Annotated in this window: 29 protein-coding genes and 1 tRNA gene; 26 read left to right on the plus strand and 4 right to left on the minus strand. The window is 63.9% G+C overall.

Going from position 1 to position 14,586, the window contains the following annotated elements; genetic code table 11:
* Window positions 1-36 precede the first annotated feature (36 nt).
* The 4 genes from QZH52_RS06470 to QZH52_RS06485 form a co-directional block, all read right to left on the minus strand.
* Window positions 37-990: a hypothetical protein gene (locus QZH52_RS06470; protein ID WP_301805598.1), complete on the minus strand. Its 954-nt coding sequence runs from the start codon at window positions 988-990 to the stop codon at window positions 37-39.
* A gap of 111 nt (window positions 991-1,101) precedes the next feature.
* A complete protein-coding gene (locus tag QZH52_RS06475) occupies window positions 1,102-1,677 on the minus strand; it encodes a hypothetical protein (RefSeq protein WP_301805600.1) in 576 nt (191 codons plus the stop codon).
* An 8-nt stretch (window positions 1,678-1,685) separates the two neighbouring features.
* The gene (locus QZH52_RS06480) at window positions 1,686-1,937 is read right to left on the minus strand and encodes a hypothetical protein (protein ID WP_301805602.1); all 252 of its coding nucleotides are present in this window, start codon (window positions 1,935-1,937) and stop codon (window positions 1,686-1,688) included.
* Entirely contained in the window at window positions 1,938-2,738 is an 801-nt protein-coding gene (locus tag QZH52_RS06485; protein ID WP_301805605.1) for a S24 family peptidase, read from the minus strand.
* Window positions 2,739-2,830: 92 nt separating this feature from the next.
* Here QZH52_RS06485 and QZH52_RS06490 point away from each other — a divergent pair, with 92 nt between their 5' ends.
* The 26 genes from QZH52_RS06490 (at window position 2,831) to QZH52_RS06615 (ending at window position 14,577) form a co-directional block, all read left to right on the plus strand.
* A complete protein-coding gene (locus QZH52_RS06490) occupies window positions 2,831-3,031 on the plus strand; it encodes a helix-turn-helix domain-containing protein (RefSeq protein ID WP_301805607.1) in 201 nt (66 codons plus the stop codon).
* Window positions 3,032-3,178: a hypothetical protein gene (locus QZH52_RS06495; protein WP_301805609.1), complete on the plus strand. Its 147-nt coding sequence runs from the start codon at window positions 3,032-3,034 to the stop codon at window positions 3,176-3,178.
* A 15-nt stretch (window positions 3,179-3,193) separates the two neighbouring features.
* The gene (locus QZH52_RS06500) at window positions 3,194-3,364 is read left to right on the plus strand and encodes a hypothetical protein (protein ID WP_301805611.1); all 171 of its coding nucleotides are present in this window, start codon (window positions 3,194-3,196) and stop codon (window positions 3,362-3,364) included.
* A complete protein-coding gene (locus QZH52_RS06505) occupies window positions 3,361-3,840 on the plus strand; it encodes a phage regulatory CII family protein (RefSeq protein ID WP_301805613.1) in 480 nt (159 codons plus the stop codon). Before QZH52_RS06500 ends, QZH52_RS06505 begins: the two co-directional genes overlap by 4 nt.
* Complete coding sequence (locus QZH52_RS06510) at window positions 3,837-4,910, plus strand: DNA-methyltransferase (RefSeq protein ID WP_301805616.1); 1,074 nt, start codon at window positions 3,837-3,839, stop codon at window positions 4,908-4,910. Before QZH52_RS06505 ends, QZH52_RS06510 begins: the two co-directional genes overlap by 4 nt.
* On the plus strand, window positions 4,907-5,269 hold the full coding sequence (locus QZH52_RS06515) for a hypothetical protein (protein WP_301805618.1): 363 nt from the start codon (window positions 4,907-4,909) through the stop codon (window positions 5,267-5,269). The genes QZH52_RS06510 and QZH52_RS06515 overlap by 4 nt, the downstream gene beginning before the upstream one ends.
* Entirely contained in the window at window positions 5,262-6,146 is an 885-nt protein-coding gene (locus QZH52_RS06520; RefSeq protein WP_301805620.1) for an LvrA C-terminal domain-related protein, read from the plus strand. Before QZH52_RS06515 ends, QZH52_RS06520 begins: the two co-directional genes overlap by 8 nt.
* On the plus strand, window positions 6,146-6,637 hold the full coding sequence (locus QZH52_RS06525) for an HNH endonuclease (RefSeq protein WP_301805621.1): 492 nt from the start codon (window positions 6,146-6,148) through the stop codon (window positions 6,635-6,637). The genes QZH52_RS06520 and QZH52_RS06525 overlap by 1 nt, the downstream gene beginning before the upstream one ends.
* Window positions 6,638-6,964 carry a hypothetical protein gene (locus QZH52_RS06530; RefSeq protein WP_301805623.1) on the plus strand — a complete coding sequence of 109 codons (327 nt, stop codon included), beginning with the start codon at window positions 6,638-6,640 and terminating at the stop codon, window positions 6,962-6,964.
* 1 nt (window position 6,965) lies between these two features.
* Window positions 6,966-7,304, plus strand: a complete 339-nt coding sequence (locus tag QZH52_RS06535; RefSeq protein ID WP_301805626.1) for a DUF1064 domain-containing protein — start codon at window positions 6,966-6,968, stop codon at window positions 7,302-7,304.
* Window positions 7,304-7,828, plus strand: coding sequence for a DUF1367 family protein (locus QZH52_RS06540; RefSeq protein ID WP_301805628.1), 525 nt, complete (start codon window positions 7,304-7,306; stop codon window positions 7,826-7,828). Before QZH52_RS06535 ends, QZH52_RS06540 begins: the two co-directional genes overlap by 1 nt.
* On the plus strand, window positions 7,828-7,971 hold the full coding sequence (locus tag QZH52_RS06545; protein ID WP_301805631.1) for a hypothetical protein: 144 nt from the start codon (window positions 7,828-7,830) through the stop codon (window positions 7,969-7,971). Before QZH52_RS06540 ends, QZH52_RS06545 begins: the two co-directional genes overlap by 1 nt.
* Complete coding sequence (locus tag QZH52_RS06550) at window positions 7,968-8,162, plus strand: hypothetical protein (RefSeq protein WP_301805632.1); 195 nt, start codon at window positions 7,968-7,970, stop codon at window positions 8,160-8,162. Before QZH52_RS06545 ends, QZH52_RS06550 begins: the two co-directional genes overlap by 4 nt.
* Window positions 8,159-8,602, plus strand: a complete 444-nt coding sequence (locus QZH52_RS06555; protein ID WP_301805635.1) for a hypothetical protein — start codon at window positions 8,159-8,161, stop codon at window positions 8,600-8,602. The genes QZH52_RS06550 and QZH52_RS06555 overlap by 4 nt, the downstream gene beginning before the upstream one ends.
* Window positions 8,599-8,787, plus strand: a complete 189-nt coding sequence (locus QZH52_RS06560) for a hypothetical protein (RefSeq protein ID WP_301805637.1) — start codon at window positions 8,599-8,601, stop codon at window positions 8,785-8,787. Before QZH52_RS06555 ends, QZH52_RS06560 begins: the two co-directional genes overlap by 4 nt.
* Window positions 8,784-9,131: a hypothetical protein gene (locus QZH52_RS06565; RefSeq protein ID WP_301805640.1), complete on the plus strand. Its 348-nt coding sequence runs from the start codon at window positions 8,784-8,786 to the stop codon at window positions 9,129-9,131. Before QZH52_RS06560 ends, QZH52_RS06565 begins: the two co-directional genes overlap by 4 nt.
* Entirely contained in the window at window positions 9,128-9,376 is a 249-nt protein-coding gene (locus QZH52_RS06570; RefSeq protein ID WP_301805643.1) for a hypothetical protein, read from the plus strand. Before QZH52_RS06565 ends, QZH52_RS06570 begins: the two co-directional genes overlap by 4 nt.
* Window positions 9,370-9,591 carry a hypothetical protein gene (locus QZH52_RS06575; RefSeq protein ID WP_301805645.1) on the plus strand — a complete coding sequence of 74 codons (222 nt, stop codon included), beginning with the start codon at window positions 9,370-9,372 and terminating at the stop codon, window positions 9,589-9,591. Before QZH52_RS06570 ends, QZH52_RS06575 begins: the two co-directional genes overlap by 7 nt.
* A gap of 50 nt (window positions 9,592-9,641) precedes the next feature.
* Window positions 9,642-9,881: a hypothetical protein gene (locus QZH52_RS06580; protein WP_301805648.1), complete on the plus strand. Its 240-nt coding sequence runs from the start codon at window positions 9,642-9,644 to the stop codon at window positions 9,879-9,881.
* Window positions 9,878-10,414 carry a hypothetical protein gene (locus tag QZH52_RS06585; RefSeq protein WP_301805649.1) on the plus strand — a complete coding sequence of 179 codons (537 nt, stop codon included), beginning with the start codon at window positions 9,878-9,880 and terminating at the stop codon, window positions 10,412-10,414. Before QZH52_RS06580 ends, QZH52_RS06585 begins: the two co-directional genes overlap by 4 nt.
* Before the next feature lie 420 nt (window positions 10,415-10,834).
* Window positions 10,835-10,911: transfer RNA gene (locus tag QZH52_RS06590), tRNA-Met, on the plus strand.
* An 80-nt stretch (window positions 10,912-10,991) separates the two neighbouring features.
* Entirely contained in the window at window positions 10,992-11,216 is a 225-nt protein-coding gene (locus QZH52_RS06595; protein ID WP_301805652.1) for a hypothetical protein, read from the plus strand.
* A 447-nt stretch (window positions 11,217-11,663) separates the two neighbouring features.
* On the plus strand, window positions 11,664-12,023 hold the full coding sequence (locus QZH52_RS06600) for a hypothetical protein (protein WP_301805655.1): 360 nt from the start codon (window positions 11,664-11,666) through the stop codon (window positions 12,021-12,023).
* 105 nt (window positions 12,024-12,128) lie between these two features.
* Window positions 12,129-12,719 carry a putative metallopeptidase gene (locus tag QZH52_RS06605; RefSeq protein ID WP_301805658.1) on the plus strand — a complete coding sequence of 197 codons (591 nt, stop codon included), beginning with the start codon at window positions 12,129-12,131 and terminating at the stop codon, window positions 12,717-12,719.
* 18 nt (window positions 12,720-12,737) lie between these two features.
* Window positions 12,738-13,193, plus strand: a complete 456-nt coding sequence (locus QZH52_RS06610; protein ID WP_301805661.1) for a DUF2280 domain-containing protein — start codon at window positions 12,738-12,740, stop codon at window positions 13,191-13,193.
* Entirely contained in the window at window positions 13,162-14,577 is a 1,416-nt protein-coding gene (locus QZH52_RS06615) for a terminase large subunit domain-containing protein (protein ID WP_301805665.1), read from the plus strand. Before QZH52_RS06610 ends, QZH52_RS06615 begins: the two co-directional genes overlap by 32 nt.
* Window positions 14,578-14,586: the final 9 nt, after the last annotated feature.

A 14,586-nucleotide genomic window follows, 5' to 3' on the forward strand; every position in this document is an offset into this window, starting at 1 on the left:
GCTCGAGGCGGGCTTGGGGGGCGATTGAGGGACGCTCTACAAGACAGAGACGATCTGTGCGGCCTTCACAACGTCTCGATTCTTGGTGATGCTCACCTCTAGCCGTATCGGTTGGCGATCCCGCGCTGCGGACCACAGCCTTTCTAAGTCGTCGGCTGAGAGTTCGTCGTGGCTGATGGTCACAGGAAACTCGGTTCCGTCGCCCCGCGCAAGTACATACCGGGTCGCTCCTTCGAACCTTGTCTCGGTGCCGAAAATCCGGAACTCTTCTTCGATGACGTCTGCGGTGGAGGAGACGCGGGCAGCACGCTGATTCAAGGTCGCGAGCTCATCGCTGTCCAGCCGAACCCGCCCTACGGCAATTTGGGTCGCATCAGTGGCGCTTCGGAGCACCGCCTTCGTTCCGTCTTCTGCAGCTTTCTCAATTCGCTGGACCTTTTCGTTCGCAGCAACACGAGCAAAGACTTCGAATTGCTTGGTTTTCTCTGCTTCGTTTCTTATATCGAGGTCAGCTTTTATTCGTTCTTTTCGAACGTCGGCGGTCGCACTTATGGCCTTCCACGCGATGAACCCTGCAGCAAAAATGACAGTGATGGCAATTAGTACCATGGCCTTGTTTGCGTCATCCATTTGCTGGAAGCCTTCCCCCAGTGTTTCAACCACTTTTTCAAGGAGGGCCTGAATGTCCGTCGATCCATGCTCAACTTTAAAAATGAGTTCCAAGCCCTCTCTTTGCTTGGCAGAGAGGCGCCGTATGTCGTCGCTTCCAGTAAGAACGAACGCGCCTGCCTTGTAGATTGCCTCCTGATACTCCCAGAGTGCCCGCGCCAATTCGCCTGGTATTGTTGAGTCGTATCGAGGCCCCTCAATGTCAATATCGATCTTTGACAGCTCGCCTGAAAAGATAATTTTCTTGTCGGCTTCGCTATTTTCGGTTAGGACGACTAGGTAGGCAAGCGCTTCTTCGGTAGTTGACAGTATCACGGCCATTTATTTCTCATATTCTCGGTTTGCTATATCGGGTTGTGCGATGCGTGGCAAGTCGTCCCCGCAACCATGGTTCCACCAGGCGGCAATCCGCGCGCCCAGGGAGACGAGTATTCATAGCTTGCCCGCGTTGGCCTTGTTCTCGCCGGCACGATCGGCACCAGCCTGAGCGGTGAGGGCGTTGAACGCGAACGCAGCTCGAGACAGATCGGCGCGCCGCGCGCGTTCGCTGAGCAGGATCGTGACGTTCGGGCCCGACCAGGTGCTTTCTTCCGACGACACGACTGCGCCGGCCGTCGTCGTCACTTGGGAGGTCCACGTCTTCATCGGTGGCCCGTATCGCTCGACGAGCATGCCTTTGAGCCGTGGATAGTCGACCTGGCCAGTCAGCAGGTGCACCGATGCGATCGCGCCGTTGGTGAAGAACACGCTGCCGCCGCGGGAAAAGCCGAACGGGATGCCCTTGAGCGAGGCCGTCTGCGGCGAGTACCCGATGTCATCAGTGCATATGAACGACGGCGTCTTGTAGCTATCAGGGTTCGACTGGACGAGAGGAGGGCACATGGGGATGCTGGCGGCCGGCGCGCCAAGCGTCACGCCCATCACCGACGTCGGCTCTTGATTCCACTGGGCATGCGCCGCGGGTACTGCAGCGAAGATCGCGGCCGCGACCACTGCTCGAATGTTCATGCTCCTCCTCATCTTGTTTCTTGTGGGCCTCGGCGGTGCACCAGCAGCGCCAGTTCATCGGACAAGGACGCGACCATGCCTCTGGCGAACGTGGGGTTCTTGTAGCAGCTGCCCGCCGTGTTCGTGATGTACCGCATTTTCCTCATCGTGCAGGCAAAGGCGATTCCGGTGATTTCGCCCGCCTTGGCGCCTTCAAGTAGCACCTCGAGGCACTCCACGGTGTCGTGGCTGATCGTGTCTGGGACCAGGCGGTAGGGCATTCATCTACCCTTTGCCTTCTCGCCTTGCGTGCGCTCGCGTTGGTCTGCAGGCGTCAGCCCCTCCAACTGTTGCATCGACGCGAGCCGGGCTGCCAGATTGGGCCCAGTCTTCTTCCTGGATGACGGCGCTGCCTCCTCCGAGACCTCAAACCACATCGCACTCTTCGCTGTTCCGGCGACGTAGTGCATCGCAGCCACGTCTTCCTCGAGCAGGCTGATCCGGGGGAAGGTCTGATGGTTGTTGTTGATCGAGTCGAGGTGGACCATTCCGTCTCGGGAATAGGCGAACACCTTGATCATCACCCGGCCGTCGCTCGATCGGACCAGGACCTCGTCGCCAGGCGAAACCGGATGGTTGGGCTCCACGACAGCAAACTCGCCATGCCGGATGCGGGGTGCCATCGACTCACCTTTGCAGCGGACGGCATAGGCGTTTCGATCTCGGCTCGGGAAGCCGACGCGCCCGTCACCGTGGCCGACCGGGTACTCGAGTTCGTAGTAGTGGCCGTCGTCTCCGAGTTGGGCGGTGCCGACGACAGGGACGCCCTCTTGGGGGGCATTGCTGGGCCCAGTCTCGCGCGCGCTCGTCGCAAGCGAAGGGAACATCTGGCCCCGAGTCAGATGCAGCCGCTCTTCGAGCTTTGCAGCCGCCTTCTCCCCGAATGGCTCGTCCTCGTCGAAGTACTGGGTGATCCGACCCTTGCTGAGGCCTGACGCCTCCATGAACTTCTGCCGCTCGCCGTGGAAGTGCTTGTTGAAGTAGGCGATGAATTCCGCCCTGCGCGTCGCGTCGTTGCTCATATCAGGCGCGGACGTTAAGCGGTAGCTAAATATCTCGCAACAGGCTTCAGACATAGCTTGACTCAGCGTTTAGCGACATCTAAACTGGCGTCATGAAACTCTCTGACTGGCTCGACGCCGAAAAAGGCCGCACCAAGGCCGTCGCTGATCACTTTGGTGTTTCCCTGGGCGCCGTGACGCAATGGCGAGAGGGCGTTCCGCGCGAGCGGATGAGGGATCTGCACGCCTTCACCGACGCTGCAGTTTCCTACGAAGACATGCTCCCGGCGCAGCCCGTCGCCAAGGCCGCCTGAATGTCCAGCGTGATCGGGTTCCTGTTGTGCCTGGGCTTCGCCTGGTTCGCTGCGAGTGCGTTCCTGGCCGGGGAGCCCATCGCCGCGGCCGCGTTCGTCCTTGCACTGCTCGGCACGCTGCATGAGATGGCCCGCGAGCCCAAGTAGGGCGGCGTCGTAGACATGAATCCACGCACCGCGGCCCTCGAGGCTTTCTTCTTCGGCCGCGCAGGCCAGCCCAACGCCGGCCTGCGCTCCGATCTCCCCCTGTGTGTTTTCTCTCCCTGCCATGACGTGAATGTGCACGCGACGCTCGCTGGCCGCCACGTCCACGATTTCAAGGAACGGACATGAACTCTCTCGACGCGCTTCGCAAGATGGTTGACCACTACCCGGGCGGCCGCGCTGCCATCGCCGTCCGCCTCGGCAAGACCGACGAGGTGCTGCGCAAGGAACTGTCGGGTTCGCACTCGCACAAGCTGGGCATGGTCGACGCCGAGACGATCGCCGAGCTGTGCCACGACGCAAAGAGCGAGCACCGCCACGCATTGGTGAACACGCTCTCGACCCGCAGCGGCGGCTTCATCTCGCTGCCTGTATTCGAAATGCCCGGCGCAGCGAACCTCCAGCGCACCATGTCCGACGTCATCCGCGAGATGTCCGATGTGTCGATTTCCACGATCGAAGGCGACGCCGACGGCGTGATCTCGGACAACGACCTGTCCCGCAGCCTGAAGGAGATCGAGGAAGCCCGCACCGCGCTGCAGGTCCACGAAGTCCACCTGCGCAGCAAGAATGCAGCGGGCAAGCCGGTGTTGAGGGCGGCATGAGCGCCGCCTCCGACTGGCTCAACCGCTGCCATTTCGGCGACGTGCGCGCCGTGCTGCGCCGAATGGCCGCCGACGGCGTGAAGGTCCAGACGATCGTCACCAGCCCGCCTTACTGGGGTCTCCGCTCCTATCTGCCGGCCGAGCACGTCGACAAGAGCATGGAGATTGGCGGCGAGTCGACTGTGCCCGAGTTCATCGCGGCGATGGTCCAGGTGTTCGACCTCTGCCGCGACGTGCTGACCGATGACGGCACGATGTGGGTGAACATGGGTGACAGCTACGCCGGGTCGTGGGGCGCCCAGTCGCGCGAGCATGCCGGCAAGCACGTTCATAGCGTCAGTGCGAACCAAGTCAAGGCGGCGCAGATGAAGGCCTCCGGCACCGGAAACTTGGGCCGGACACCTGGTCTCAAGGCGAAGGATCTGATCGGCCAGCCCTGGCGCCTCGCCTTCGCGCTGCAGGACGCCGGCTGGTGGCTGCGTCAGGACATCATCTGGCACAAGCCGAACCCAATGCCCGAGTCGATCAAGGATCGATGCACCAAGGCGCACGAGTACATCTTCCTGCTGTCGAAGTCGGAGCGCTATTACTTCGATCAGGGCGCCATCCTGGAGCCGGTCAGCCCACTCACCCACGCGCGCCTGTCGCAGAACGTTGCCGCGCAGCTCGGGAGTGAACGCGCCAACGGTGGTGCCAAGACCAATGGCGCCTTGAAGGCCGTCGGCCGACGCGACTCACCGCCTGGAAAGCCGCTCGACGGGGAAGCGTCGATCCAAGTGCTGACAAGCGTCGCGAGCGAGCGAAATAGGCGCTCCGTCTGGACGGTTCCGACTGCCAGCTACAGCGGCGCGCACTTCGCAGTGTTCCCGCCGGCGCTGATCGAGCCGTGCATCCTCGCGGGCGCCCCCGCTGGCGGCATCGTGCTGGATCCGTTCTTCGGCTCGGGCACCACCGGCCAAGTCGCGCAGCAGCTCGGGCGCCAGTTCATCGGCATCGAGCTCAACGAAGCGAATGAACCGCTGCAGCGCGAGCGCCTGCGGCAGCCGTCGCTACTCCTGGAGGCAGCATGAACCAGCTCGCAATCTCCTTCGAAACGCGCGCACGGGTCGCGCGGACCCTGGGCACAGAGGCCGGCGAGCGGGCGCTCGAGGCGAACGATCCAACCTTCATGCCGCGCGCGATCGAGTTCCTGCGCGACTTCGCTCGCCGCATGCCGGCGGGATCCTCCATCCCCGGCGAGGAACTGACCCGGGCCATGAAAGCGGCTGGGATCGTGCCCGCAAAGGACGACAGGGCATTCGGGCCAATCTTCCGCAAGGCCGAATCACAGCTGAAGCTGCTGCGCATCGTCGGCCAGGTGCCACGGGTGCGCGGCCATGGCGCGCGCGACGGCAAGCTGTATGCGGCAGGAGAGGGAGCGCATGCCTAACCGAATCCTCCGCGAAGGGATCCTGACCAGTGAGCGCGTCGAGAAGCTCAATTGGGCCGAGGAAGTGTTCTATCGCCGGCTCATGTCGGTGGTGGATGACTTCGGGCGCTACTACGCGCGTCCGGCCCTCCTGCTGGCTGCCTGCTACCCGTTGCTGCTCAAGAAAGTATCCGACTCGGACATTGAGAAGTGGCTCTCCGCTTGCGAGAACGCGGCTCTTGTAAGGGTGTATCCGGCTCAGGACGGAAAGAGGTACTTGCAGCTGCTGGACTTCAAACAGCAGGTGCGCGCAGCCACGAGCAAGTTCCCTCAACCGCCAGACACATGCGCAGCAGATGCGCAGCAGATGCATGGCAGCAGCGAAGCCTCTGCGCACTTAGGCGTATCCGTATCCGGAGGCGTATCCGAAGGCGAAGGCGGGAATGCAGCCGCGCCTGCCGGCGCTCGTGCTGGATTCTTCGAAGAATTCTGGAAGGCCTACCCGAAGAAGGTTGGCAAGGACGCTGCGCTCAGGGCATTCGACAAACGGAAGCCCACCCGCGAACTGCTGGATTCAATGCTGGCAGCCATCGAAGTGCAGCGCCGACTGAAGAAGTGGATCGACGACGACGGGCAATACATCCCGCATCCGTCGACCTGGTTGAACGAAGGCCGATGGCAGGACGAGGTGGCCACGGGGCAGGGCGGACAGCAGGCCTCTGATCCCGATTCGCGCGCCGCCATCGAAGCCGAGGGCATCGCCAAGGGCATCGGGCCGTGGGACCAACTGGAGCAGTTCCCGCTGTACCGCGCCCGTGTCCGCGGCGCTCGGCCAGCGCCCGGTCTCGATCTCAAAACCCTGGGCGCAATGGCCGCCCAACGCCAAGGAGTTCACTGATGAGTGAAGGTGCCTACCTGCTCGAGCGCATCTGCTCCTACTCCCACGAAGACGGCGACTGCCTCGTGTGGGACCGCTACTGCAACGGTCACATGCCGGTTATCAACGTCGACGGCGCGCCGCGCCCGGTTCGTCGCGTTGTCTTCGGCCTCGCGGTAGGCCCGATCAAGCCAGGCCACGAGGTCATCCACACCTGCAAGACGCTGAAATGCGTGGCGCCCGAGCACCTGGAGCAGATCACGGCCGCGAAGCGGCGCACGATGATGGCCGCGCTCCGGAATGGCCGCGGCCAGGCGCCGAGCCAGGTGCGGTACATGCGCGAGAAGCACGGCAAGCTGAGCATCGAGAAGGCTCGCGAGATCCGGGCGAGCGACGAGCTCGGGAAGGTGCTGGCTGCACGCTTCGGCGTCACGCCGCAACTGATCAGTCTCGTGCGCACCGGAAAGTCGTGGGCCGAGCCGAGCCCATTCGCCGGGCTGGGGGCGCGATGAATGGATCACCTCGAAACGGAGGTGCAGCACATGCTGCGGATGCTGGCGCCGCCATTCTTCAGCGCCTGGAAAGACGAGATCTGGCGCAAGGCCGAGGAACTGGAAGCGACGTACCCGGACTATGCGGGGATGACGGCCAGGATCAAGGCGGAAGTGAAGACGCGCCGGTGGCACGTCTCAGCCCCACCGCAAAGCTCCTCATCGAGCGCGACGCCCGACGAGCTGCAGCCGATGGACGCACCCGTCGAGACGCCTGCCCCTACGCCTACGACACCCCCGAAGGACAGCACTGGACGGCGGTCTTCCTCCTCGCGCGAGGCAAGCTGAAATGAAGAACTTCGCACTCGGCCGGCTCAAGACCGGCGCCATGAACAAGACCGAAGCGGCCTACGCGGCGCACCTCGAGCTCCTGAAGCACGCCGGCGAGATCGAGTGGCACCGTTTCGAGGGCCTGAAGTTTCGGCTCGCCGACAACACCTTCTACACGCCCGACTTCGCCGTCATGCGCGCCGGCGGGCAGATCGAATGCCACGAGGTCAAGGGCTTCTGGCAGGACGACGCCCGGGCCAAGATCAAGATCGCTGCCGACCTGTACCCCTTCCGGTTCATCGCCATCAAGGCGAAGACGAAGAAGGAAGGCGGCGGCTGGGCTGTGGAGGAATTCTGATGAGCGACATCACCCTGGTTCGCCAGCAGCCCGTCCAGCTCACCGCCGAGGAGCGCGCGGTGCTGACCCGCTGCATCTTCGGCATCGTCGACGGCCTGGGCGAGCGCGGCCGCAAGCAGTGGCGCCGGCTCTGGTCGAACATCCTGCGGCTCGAGCCCGGCGAGATGCTGGAGATCAAGACCCACCAGCAGCGGATCGGCTGGTACCACCGCAAGCACATGGCGCTCGAGCAGACCCTGTTCGAGAGCCAGGACCGCTTCGAGGTCTTCGAAGGCTTCCGCGACTGGCTCAAGGTTGGCGCCGGCTTCTGCGACTGGTATCCGGGCCCGAAGGGCGGCGTGTTCCCCGTGCCGAAGTCGATCAGCTACACGAAGCTGGAGCAGGGCGAGATGGAGAAGTTCCACAACGACGCCATCGAGTTCCTGCGCACCGAGCATGCCGGCAAGACGCTCTGGAAGCACCTGACCGTGACCGGTCGCATCGAGATGCTGGAGACGATCCTCGCCAGCTTCGGGGAGTGGTGATGAGCTTGAGCCAAACATTCTTGGTGCTCGCCGCCATCTACATGGCGCCGCATCTTTCTCGCCGGGCCGGCATCGTCTTCTCTGCCATGTGCTTGGCGTGGAGCGTCATCGGCCCCTTCATCATGGAGTGGATGAGCAAATGATCGCAGTTCCATTCAAGCGCCACATGGTTGGCCTCGGTGATCTGCTGGTGCTGGAGCGCGATCGCACGCGCCGGATGATGTTCAAGTTCTGCTTGGACGATGGTTCGGTCGTGGCGACGTGGCTGGAGCAGCGCACCCCGCAGGACGTGATCCTGCGTCAGAAGGATGTGCTGATGTTGAGGTCGGCATGACGTTCGGCCACCGCACCTACGAGCGAAAGCCCCAGCCCCTGTATGCGCCGGTTGAGCGCCGGGGCACCTACGCCTCGCCCGTTATGGGGAATCCCATATCGCTCCCCAAGACCGAGATCATGCGCAGCGAGGCCTATCGCCGCCTCGTGGCCGCCATGCCCTGCATCGCCTGCGGTTGCGGTCCCTGTCAGGCCGCGCACCCGAACACCGACAAGGGCATGAGCATGAAGACGGACGATCGTCTTTGCTTTCCGCTGTGCGGCCCGCAGCCCGGCCGGCCCGGGTGCCACGCGCTATTCGACCAAGGCGCCATGTTCTCGAAGGCGGCCCGCCGCGCGATCGAGCCGGCATGGGGCGCCGACACCCGCCGCCGCATCCTGGCGCTCCACAAATGGCCGAATGGCCTCCCACTCCTACCCGCACCCAAGGAAACAGCATGACGACCGTGACCCTTTGGCTACTGATCTTCACCGCGAACGGCTACAGGCCGGCTGTGGTCGTGGAGCACTTCAACACCCAAGCCCGCTGCGAGGCTGCTGCGGCAGAGATGGAGCGCTTGAGCAGCGCGCGCGGCGGGCCATCGGCGCAGTTTCCCGCCTGCCTTCGTGTGGAGGCTGTGCGATGAACGGCATCACCACCATAGCCGCCCTCCCGAACGGCGCCGGCCAGGCTGCACACCTCCCGGCAGAGGTAGGGGAGACGAAGCAGAAGTTCCAGGGCTACGGGATTGACGACCTCACCGACCTGGATCTGGCCGCAGGTGAGTACGACATGGCGGCGTATGCCACCTACACCCGGAAGCACCTCGATCCAAAAACAGGTGCCGTGCTCCGCGAGGAGCCCCGTCCGGCGAAATTCCAGGGCGCGCCGTGGAACGTGACCATCATCCCGAAGCGCGCGATCACCAAGGAGGAGATTGCTGCGTTCTACGAGATGGAGCCGCGCATTCGGGTGGAGGACGGCAAGTGAGGCCCACACAGCACCCCTCGAATACCCGCGTCCTCGGTGCGCCGAAGGGCTGGGATCAGTCCGAGCTGCCCTGCGGCGCGCTGGCGATTACCGACGTGGCCGTTGAAGGCGTTCGCCACGTTGTTTCGTTCTGGCGGCCGGACGCCGACGACCTAGCCAAGCTGAACGCCGGCGGCACCGTGGCGCTGTGGATCGTCGGCGCCACCATGCCGCCGGCATCGCTCACTGTGGAGGCAGCATGTTGAGATGGCTCAAGGCATGGATTGAAGCGTTCCGCCTGAACCGAGCGACGGAGGCTCAGTACAAGGCCGCCACGGATGGCTTCGGCTACGCCCTGAGCGTGCTGCGCGAGGAAACCGACCCGTGTCTTCTGCGCCAGCTGAGCGAGCAGGCTGAGAGCGACCGGGACGACCCTTTCTGCCTGGGCATGAGGATTGCCATCGCGGGGTATCGCAAGTGACCCCAGAACAACGCGCCCGCCTTCTGGACCTGATCCCGAAGATGAAGATCATGGCCCGCCGCAAGGTGAGCCAGAACGAATACCACAAGGCTTGGGGCGTCATCGGCGACCTTGAGCACTTCCTGACTCTCGACGAGTTCGGCATCCGCGAGATGCAGATGCCGCCGGCCGAAGAATGGATTGCCATCGCCGAGAAGGCCGCCGAGGGCCACGACAAGCCGGGCACCGTCCGCATGACCATGGCGCAGGTGCTGTCGGGGATGCCGCCAGAACACAAGGGAACCGAATGAAAGTCACCGACCGCTACGCCTCTGCCGTCCGCTCGTCCTGCCTCACGGTCGACGAGCGCACCACGTTCTCCGACACCGACGTCCTCGGCGCCATGGGCCTGGCCGCGCGCGCGCTGACCTCGGAAGGGCACCCGCTCGCTGTCGCGCTCGAGCGGCTGTTCGCCGGCGACAACGGCGCCTCTATCGAGATCGTCGAGGTGCTGGCCACCATGATCCGCGGCAAGGCGCCGGCCCTACGTCTGAAGCTGACCACCACCCAGGCCGTCGACATGGCGCGCGCCTGCTTGGCGTGGCATCGCGACGGCGTGTGCCGGCCATGTGGCGGCCACGGCACGCTCGTGATCCCGGGAAGCAGGACCCTGGGCGTCCAGCAGTGCAAGCCTTGTCGCGGCCACGGAAAGATCCCCTTCGAGCGCCAGTTTCGCGTGGAGTGGCGCGACCTCGCCGCGTGGCTGGTGGCCGAAATGGAGCGGGAGCAGGGCAGAGCGGGACCGGCGGCGATGAAGGCGTTGGCGCCTCGCCTGGACTTCTGAAATGACTGGATGAAAACCCCTTGCGGCGAGGTGTTTCCGTATGCTACAGTCCGCGCACCTGTACATAGCCGGCGTGTTGCTGGCAAAGCAATAGAGCAGGCCCGCCCTTTGATGGCGGAGCCGACCCCGAATACACCCCCCGAAGGGGCTGACCGTGCGGCCAGTGCTGAGCAAGTAGGCCAAGAGCACGGGATGAAGTCATGGTGCTGGCTAGCTCTGCAGGGCGATCCGGCCGAGGCCTTGAGTGGCACCCGCCTGCAGCATCGCCCCATATTTCTTCCTGAAAGCCGCCCGCCGAGGCGGCTTCGTCGTTTCTGGAACTCTCGGCCTGGTGGCGAACCTAAGCGGGAAGCACACTTCTCCAAGGTCGACCACCGACCTTTTTGCCCTGACTGGAAACAGCCAGGGCTTTTTCGTTTCAGCAGGGTAGGGAAGTTGGTCATCCCGCTGGGCTCATAACCCGGAGGTCGCGCGTTCGAATCGCGCCCTTGCAACCAGAACTCGCACGCATGGAATCGGAGCCCGGCATATCGCCTGGACCGGACGTCCGAGCGCGCCAGTAGAAGGCACCACCACCATGACCACCGTTCGAGCCAAGTTCAAGGTGCAGAGCGTCACCGAGTCGGAAGGCGGCCTGAAGACGGCCAACCTGTCGCCGGTCACCAGCGGCAGCCCCGAAAACGAGAAGTTTTTCAAGTGGACGCCCGGCGGGCAGATCCAACTGGGCACCATCAACCCGACCGCGGCCGAGCAGTTCGTGCCGGGCCGCCAGTTCTACGTCGACTTCACGCCGGCCGAGTAAGGCCGGCTCTGCTTTCCACCCACGGCCGAGGCTCGCTGCACACATTCACTGCCGCAGGTCGCCCTCGCGCCGTGGGCCTGGTTGTCTCCCTGGCCGTCGGCCAGTTGCCCACTTCGGTGGGCCTTTCTATTCCGGCCCCGACTCACCGCGAAACTTGAACGCGCTCGCCACGGGTAAATGGCGGGGTTTTCCGGCGACAAGCTCCTGGCGCCCACGTCCAAGCAAGGAAGAACGGCAGCCGCCCAGCGCCCGCAAGGGCGTAGTCCGATGGGATGCTACAAAATGCTCCGGCCAATATCGGCGACTCGGAGGAGCAGTATGGAAAAGGCGGGATGGACGAAGTACAAAGAGGCTACAGGCTTCGATAGGCTGAGGTACGGAACCTCGGAGGCATTGAGTAGGTTTACTGACTTTGTAGCCCTGATGCGACAGACGAAGCAGTATCTAGTGCAGCAAGGCTTCGAGTTTGAGATCCCCGAGAAGATCACGCCTGCGACGAGACTTACTGTCAAGACGCCGCTCGGGGAGATTGATGTGTCGGTCGTGCTTGTCCTCGACGACGGCTACCCAGGCGGTGCGGTGGCTTTCACCGATTCAGGCGTGGTGGACGGAATGGTGCGGCAACGCAAATTGAACGCGATCAGGCTTCGAATGAACGGGGCATGGATCGACTCCGACGGAGAGAGCGTGGCGGATCAACACGGGCAGCTCACGCCGCAGTCCGTGCAAAGGGCGCTGCACAAGGCATTGGCGCAGAAACTCAGGCTCGACACCGAATACGTCGACATGTTTAGCCGGGCCGAGTGAAATAGTTCGAAGCCGGGCCAACCCATTTAGCCGCCTCCGGGCGGCTTTCGCATTTCCGAGGGCGCCATGGCAAAGAAGCAAGCTCCAGGACTTCCCGCGCGCCCGATGCCGCCCGCAGACCTGCAGCAGTTCAAGCCAGCACCCGAGGTGCTGGAATGGATCGGGCGCGAGATCCTGGCCGAGGACGGCCGGATCCACAACCCCGACCACGCGCACCTGATCGACGCCGACCTTGAGGTCCTGTGGGCTCCGGGCGGCTTCCAGAAGCAGATGCGCACAGTCATCGGCCAGGCCGAGGAAGTGACCTTCCGGGCCGGCGGTTGGCAGAAGATGCGGCAAGAGGAGCAGTTCCTCGCCTGGTTCGATCGCCTGCCGACGTTCCTGATAACCCTGGACGCGCACTACGCCGCCCAGTGCTCGGACGTCGACTGGTGCGCCCTGGTCGAGCACGAGCTCTACCACCTCGCCCACAAGAAGGACGAGTTCGGCGCCCCGGTGTTCACGAAGGACGGATTGCCCAAGATCGGGATCCGCGGCCACGACGTCGAGGAGTTCGTCGGAGTCGTCAGGCGTTACGGGGTGGGCGACCCGAACGGGGCAATCGCCCAGTTGGCGCGTGCCGCCGGCAGCCGGCCGGAAGTCAGGCTGGCAGACGTTGCAGGCGCGTGCGGGACCTGCTTGCTTCGCGCGGCATAGCTGCGACTGGTCTCATACATGGCAACTCTTTCCGATCCGATCAAGCTGTTCATCGTCCAGGCGCTGGCCTGCTACGACACGCCGTCGCAGGTTGCGGCCGCGGTCAAGGAGCAGTTCGAGGTCGAGATCACGCGGATGCAGGTCTCGACGTATGACTTTGGCAAGCCGACCTGCCGGGGCATCAGCAAGAAGCTGCAGGCGGTTTTCGAGGCCACGCGCGAGAAGTTCCTCGCCGACGTGAGCGCGATCCCGATTGCCCAGCAGGCCTACCGGCTGCGGGTGCTGCAGCGGACGCTAACCAAGGTCGAAGGGCAGGGCAACACCGCGATGGTGTCGCAGCTGCTGGAGCAGGCCGCCAAGGAATCGGGCGGCGTGTTCACGAACAAGACGAAGCTCGAGCACAGCGGCTCGGTCGCCACTCCAGAATTGAAGCTGGTGCTGCATGGAACTGCACCTCCACCCCCGGCAAACTGAGGCGTTTCTCTCCACAGCGACGGAAATCCTGTACGGAGGCGCGGCCGGCGGCGGAAAGAGCCACCTGATGCGGACGGCCGCGATCGCGTGGTGCACGGCGATACCTGGGTTGCAGGTCTACATCTTCCGGCGCATCTCGGACGACCTGGCGAAGAACCACATGGAAGGCCCGACCGGCTTTCCCGCGATGTTGTCGGAGTGGATCGAGCAGGGCCACGCGAAGATCAACTGGTCCAAGAACTCGATCGAGTTCTGGAACGGGGCAAAGATTCACCTTTGCCACTGCCAATACGAGAAGGACAGGTTCAAGTACCAGGGCGCGGAAATCCACGTCCTGATGATCGACGAGCTGACGCACTTCACGGACGTCATCTATCGCTACCTACGCGGGCGGTGTCGCCTTGGCGGGTTGCGGGTGCCGGCGCAGTACCTGGGTCTGTTCCCGCGCATCGTGAACGGGTCGAACCCGGGCGGCGTCGGTCACAACTGGGTGAAGGCGACGTTCGTCGACCAGGCCGCGCCGATGGTCATCACCCAGATGGCCAAGGAAGAGGGCGGCATGCGCCGGCAGTACGTGCCTGCGAAGCTGGCCGACAACCCGACGCTGACCGAGACCGATCCCGACTATGTGGACCGGCTGGAAGGCCTCGGCAACCCGGCGCTGGTGAAGGCGATGCGGGACGGCGACTGGAACATCATCGCTGGCGGCATGTTCGATGACTTGTGGGACCAGGAAAAGCATGTCCTGAAGCCCTTCGCCATCCCGGCGAGCTGGCGAATCGACAGGGCTTTCGACTGGGGCAGCAGCAAGCCGTTCTCGGTGGGGTTCTGGGCGGAGTCGGATGGGACGGACGCGATCATGGCCGACGGCACGAAGCGTGCCTTCCCGCGCGGCACGCTGTTCCGGATCGGCGAGTGGTATGGCTGGAACGGGCGCCCGAACGAGGGCCTGAAGATGAGCGATGCGGGCATCGCCGACGGCATCGTGACGCACCAGGTCGATATGGGCATCCAAGACCGGGTCAAACCGGGCCCGGCCGACAGCAGCATCTTCGACGAGACGAACGGCGACAGCCCGGCCAAGATTCAGGAGCGCCACAAGGTGCGCTGGGAGAAGGCAGACAAGTCGCCGGGATCCCGAAAGCGAGGCTGGAGCCTGCTGCGCGGCCGGCTGCAAGCGTCTGCCGCGGCGCGCATGGAAGAGCCGGGAATCTTCGTTTTCGAGAGCTGCAGGCAGTTCATCCGAACGATGCCGGTTCTGCCGCGGAGCGAACGCGATCCTGACGACATCGACACGGACGCCGAAGACCACATCGCCGACGAGGTGCGCTACCGCATCCTGGCGGTGAAGCGGATAACGACCGTCGAGCCACTGCGCATGTGACGCGGAAAG

It is taken from the genome of Variovorax ginsengisoli (genome assembly GCF_030486595.1).
Taxonomy (GTDB): Bacteria; Pseudomonadota; Gammaproteobacteria; order Burkholderiales; family Burkholderiaceae_C; genus Variovorax; species Variovorax ginsengisoli_B.

Excerpts from the sequence above, each read along its gene's own strand:
- QZH52_RS06470 (WP_301805598.1), bottom strand. The coding sequence starts at position 990 with ATGGCCGTGATACTGTCAACTACCGAAGAAGCGCTTGCCTACCTAGTC.
- QZH52_RS06475 (WP_301805600.1), bottom strand. The coding sequence starts at position 1,677 with ATGAACATTCGAGCAGTGGTCGCGGCCGCGATCTTCGCTGCAGTACCC.
- QZH52_RS06480 (WP_301805602.1), bottom strand. The coding sequence starts at position 1,937 with ATGCCCTACCGCCTGGTCCCAGACACGATCAGCCACGACACCGTGGAG.
- QZH52_RS06485 (WP_301805605.1), bottom strand. The coding sequence starts at position 2,738 with ATGAGCAACGACGCGACGCGCAGGGCGGAATTCATCGCCTACTTCAAC.
- QZH52_RS06490 (WP_301805607.1), top strand. The coding sequence starts at position 2,831 with ATGAAACTCTCTGACTGGCTCGACGCCGAAAAAGGCCGCACCAAGGCC.
- QZH52_RS06495 (WP_301805609.1), top strand. The coding sequence starts at position 3,032 with ATGTCCAGCGTGATCGGGTTCCTGTTGTGCCTGGGCTTCGCCTGGTTC.
- QZH52_RS06500 (WP_301805611.1), top strand. The coding sequence starts at position 3,194 with ATGAATCCACGCACCGCGGCCCTCGAGGCTTTCTTCTTCGGCCGCGCA.
- QZH52_RS06505 (WP_301805613.1), top strand. The coding sequence starts at position 3,361 with ATGAACTCTCTCGACGCGCTTCGCAAGATGGTTGACCACTACCCGGGC.
- QZH52_RS06510 (WP_301805616.1), top strand. The coding sequence starts at position 3,837 with ATGAGCGCCGCCTCCGACTGGCTCAACCGCTGCCATTTCGGCGACGTG.
- QZH52_RS06515 (WP_301805618.1), top strand. The coding sequence starts at position 4,907 with ATGAACCAGCTCGCAATCTCCTTCGAAACGCGCGCACGGGTCGCGCGG.
- QZH52_RS06520 (WP_301805620.1), top strand. The coding sequence starts at position 5,262 with ATGCCTAACCGAATCCTCCGCGAAGGGATCCTGACCAGTGAGCGCGTC.
- QZH52_RS06525 (WP_301805621.1), top strand. The coding sequence starts at position 6,146 with ATGAGTGAAGGTGCCTACCTGCTCGAGCGCATCTGCTCCTACTCCCAC.
- QZH52_RS06530 (WP_301805623.1), top strand. The coding sequence starts at position 6,638 with ATGGATCACCTCGAAACGGAGGTGCAGCACATGCTGCGGATGCTGGCG.
- QZH52_RS06535 (WP_301805626.1), top strand. The coding sequence starts at position 6,966 with ATGAAGAACTTCGCACTCGGCCGGCTCAAGACCGGCGCCATGAACAAG.
- QZH52_RS06540 (WP_301805628.1), top strand. The coding sequence starts at position 7,304 with ATGAGCGACATCACCCTGGTTCGCCAGCAGCCCGTCCAGCTCACCGCC.
- QZH52_RS06545 (WP_301805631.1), top strand. The coding sequence starts at position 7,828 with ATGAGCTTGAGCCAAACATTCTTGGTGCTCGCCGCCATCTACATGGCG.
- QZH52_RS06550 (WP_301805632.1), top strand. The coding sequence starts at position 7,968 with ATGATCGCAGTTCCATTCAAGCGCCACATGGTTGGCCTCGGTGATCTG.
- QZH52_RS06555 (WP_301805635.1), top strand. The coding sequence starts at position 8,159 with ATGACGTTCGGCCACCGCACCTACGAGCGAAAGCCCCAGCCCCTGTAT.
- QZH52_RS06560 (WP_301805637.1), top strand. The coding sequence starts at position 8,599 with ATGACGACCGTGACCCTTTGGCTACTGATCTTCACCGCGAACGGCTAC.
- QZH52_RS06565 (WP_301805640.1), top strand. The coding sequence starts at position 8,784 with ATGAACGGCATCACCACCATAGCCGCCCTCCCGAACGGCGCCGGCCAG.
- QZH52_RS06575 (WP_301805645.1), top strand. The coding sequence starts at position 9,370 with ATGTTGAGATGGCTCAAGGCATGGATTGAAGCGTTCCGCCTGAACCGA.
- QZH52_RS06580 (WP_301805648.1), top strand. The coding sequence starts at position 9,642 with ATGGCCCGCCGCAAGGTGAGCCAGAACGAATACCACAAGGCTTGGGGC.
- QZH52_RS06585 (WP_301805649.1), top strand. The coding sequence starts at position 9,878 with ATGAAAGTCACCGACCGCTACGCCTCTGCCGTCCGCTCGTCCTGCCTC.
- QZH52_RS06595 (WP_301805652.1), top strand. The coding sequence starts at position 10,992 with ATGACCACCGTTCGAGCCAAGTTCAAGGTGCAGAGCGTCACCGAGTCG.
- QZH52_RS06605 (WP_301805658.1), top strand. The coding sequence starts at position 12,129 with ATGCCGCCCGCAGACCTGCAGCAGTTCAAGCCAGCACCCGAGGTGCTG.
- QZH52_RS06610 (WP_301805661.1), top strand. The coding sequence starts at position 12,738 with ATGGCAACTCTTTCCGATCCGATCAAGCTGTTCATCGTCCAGGCGCTG.
- QZH52_RS06615 (WP_301805665.1), top strand. The coding sequence starts at position 13,162 with ATGGAACTGCACCTCCACCCCCGGCAAACTGAGGCGTTTCTCTCCACA.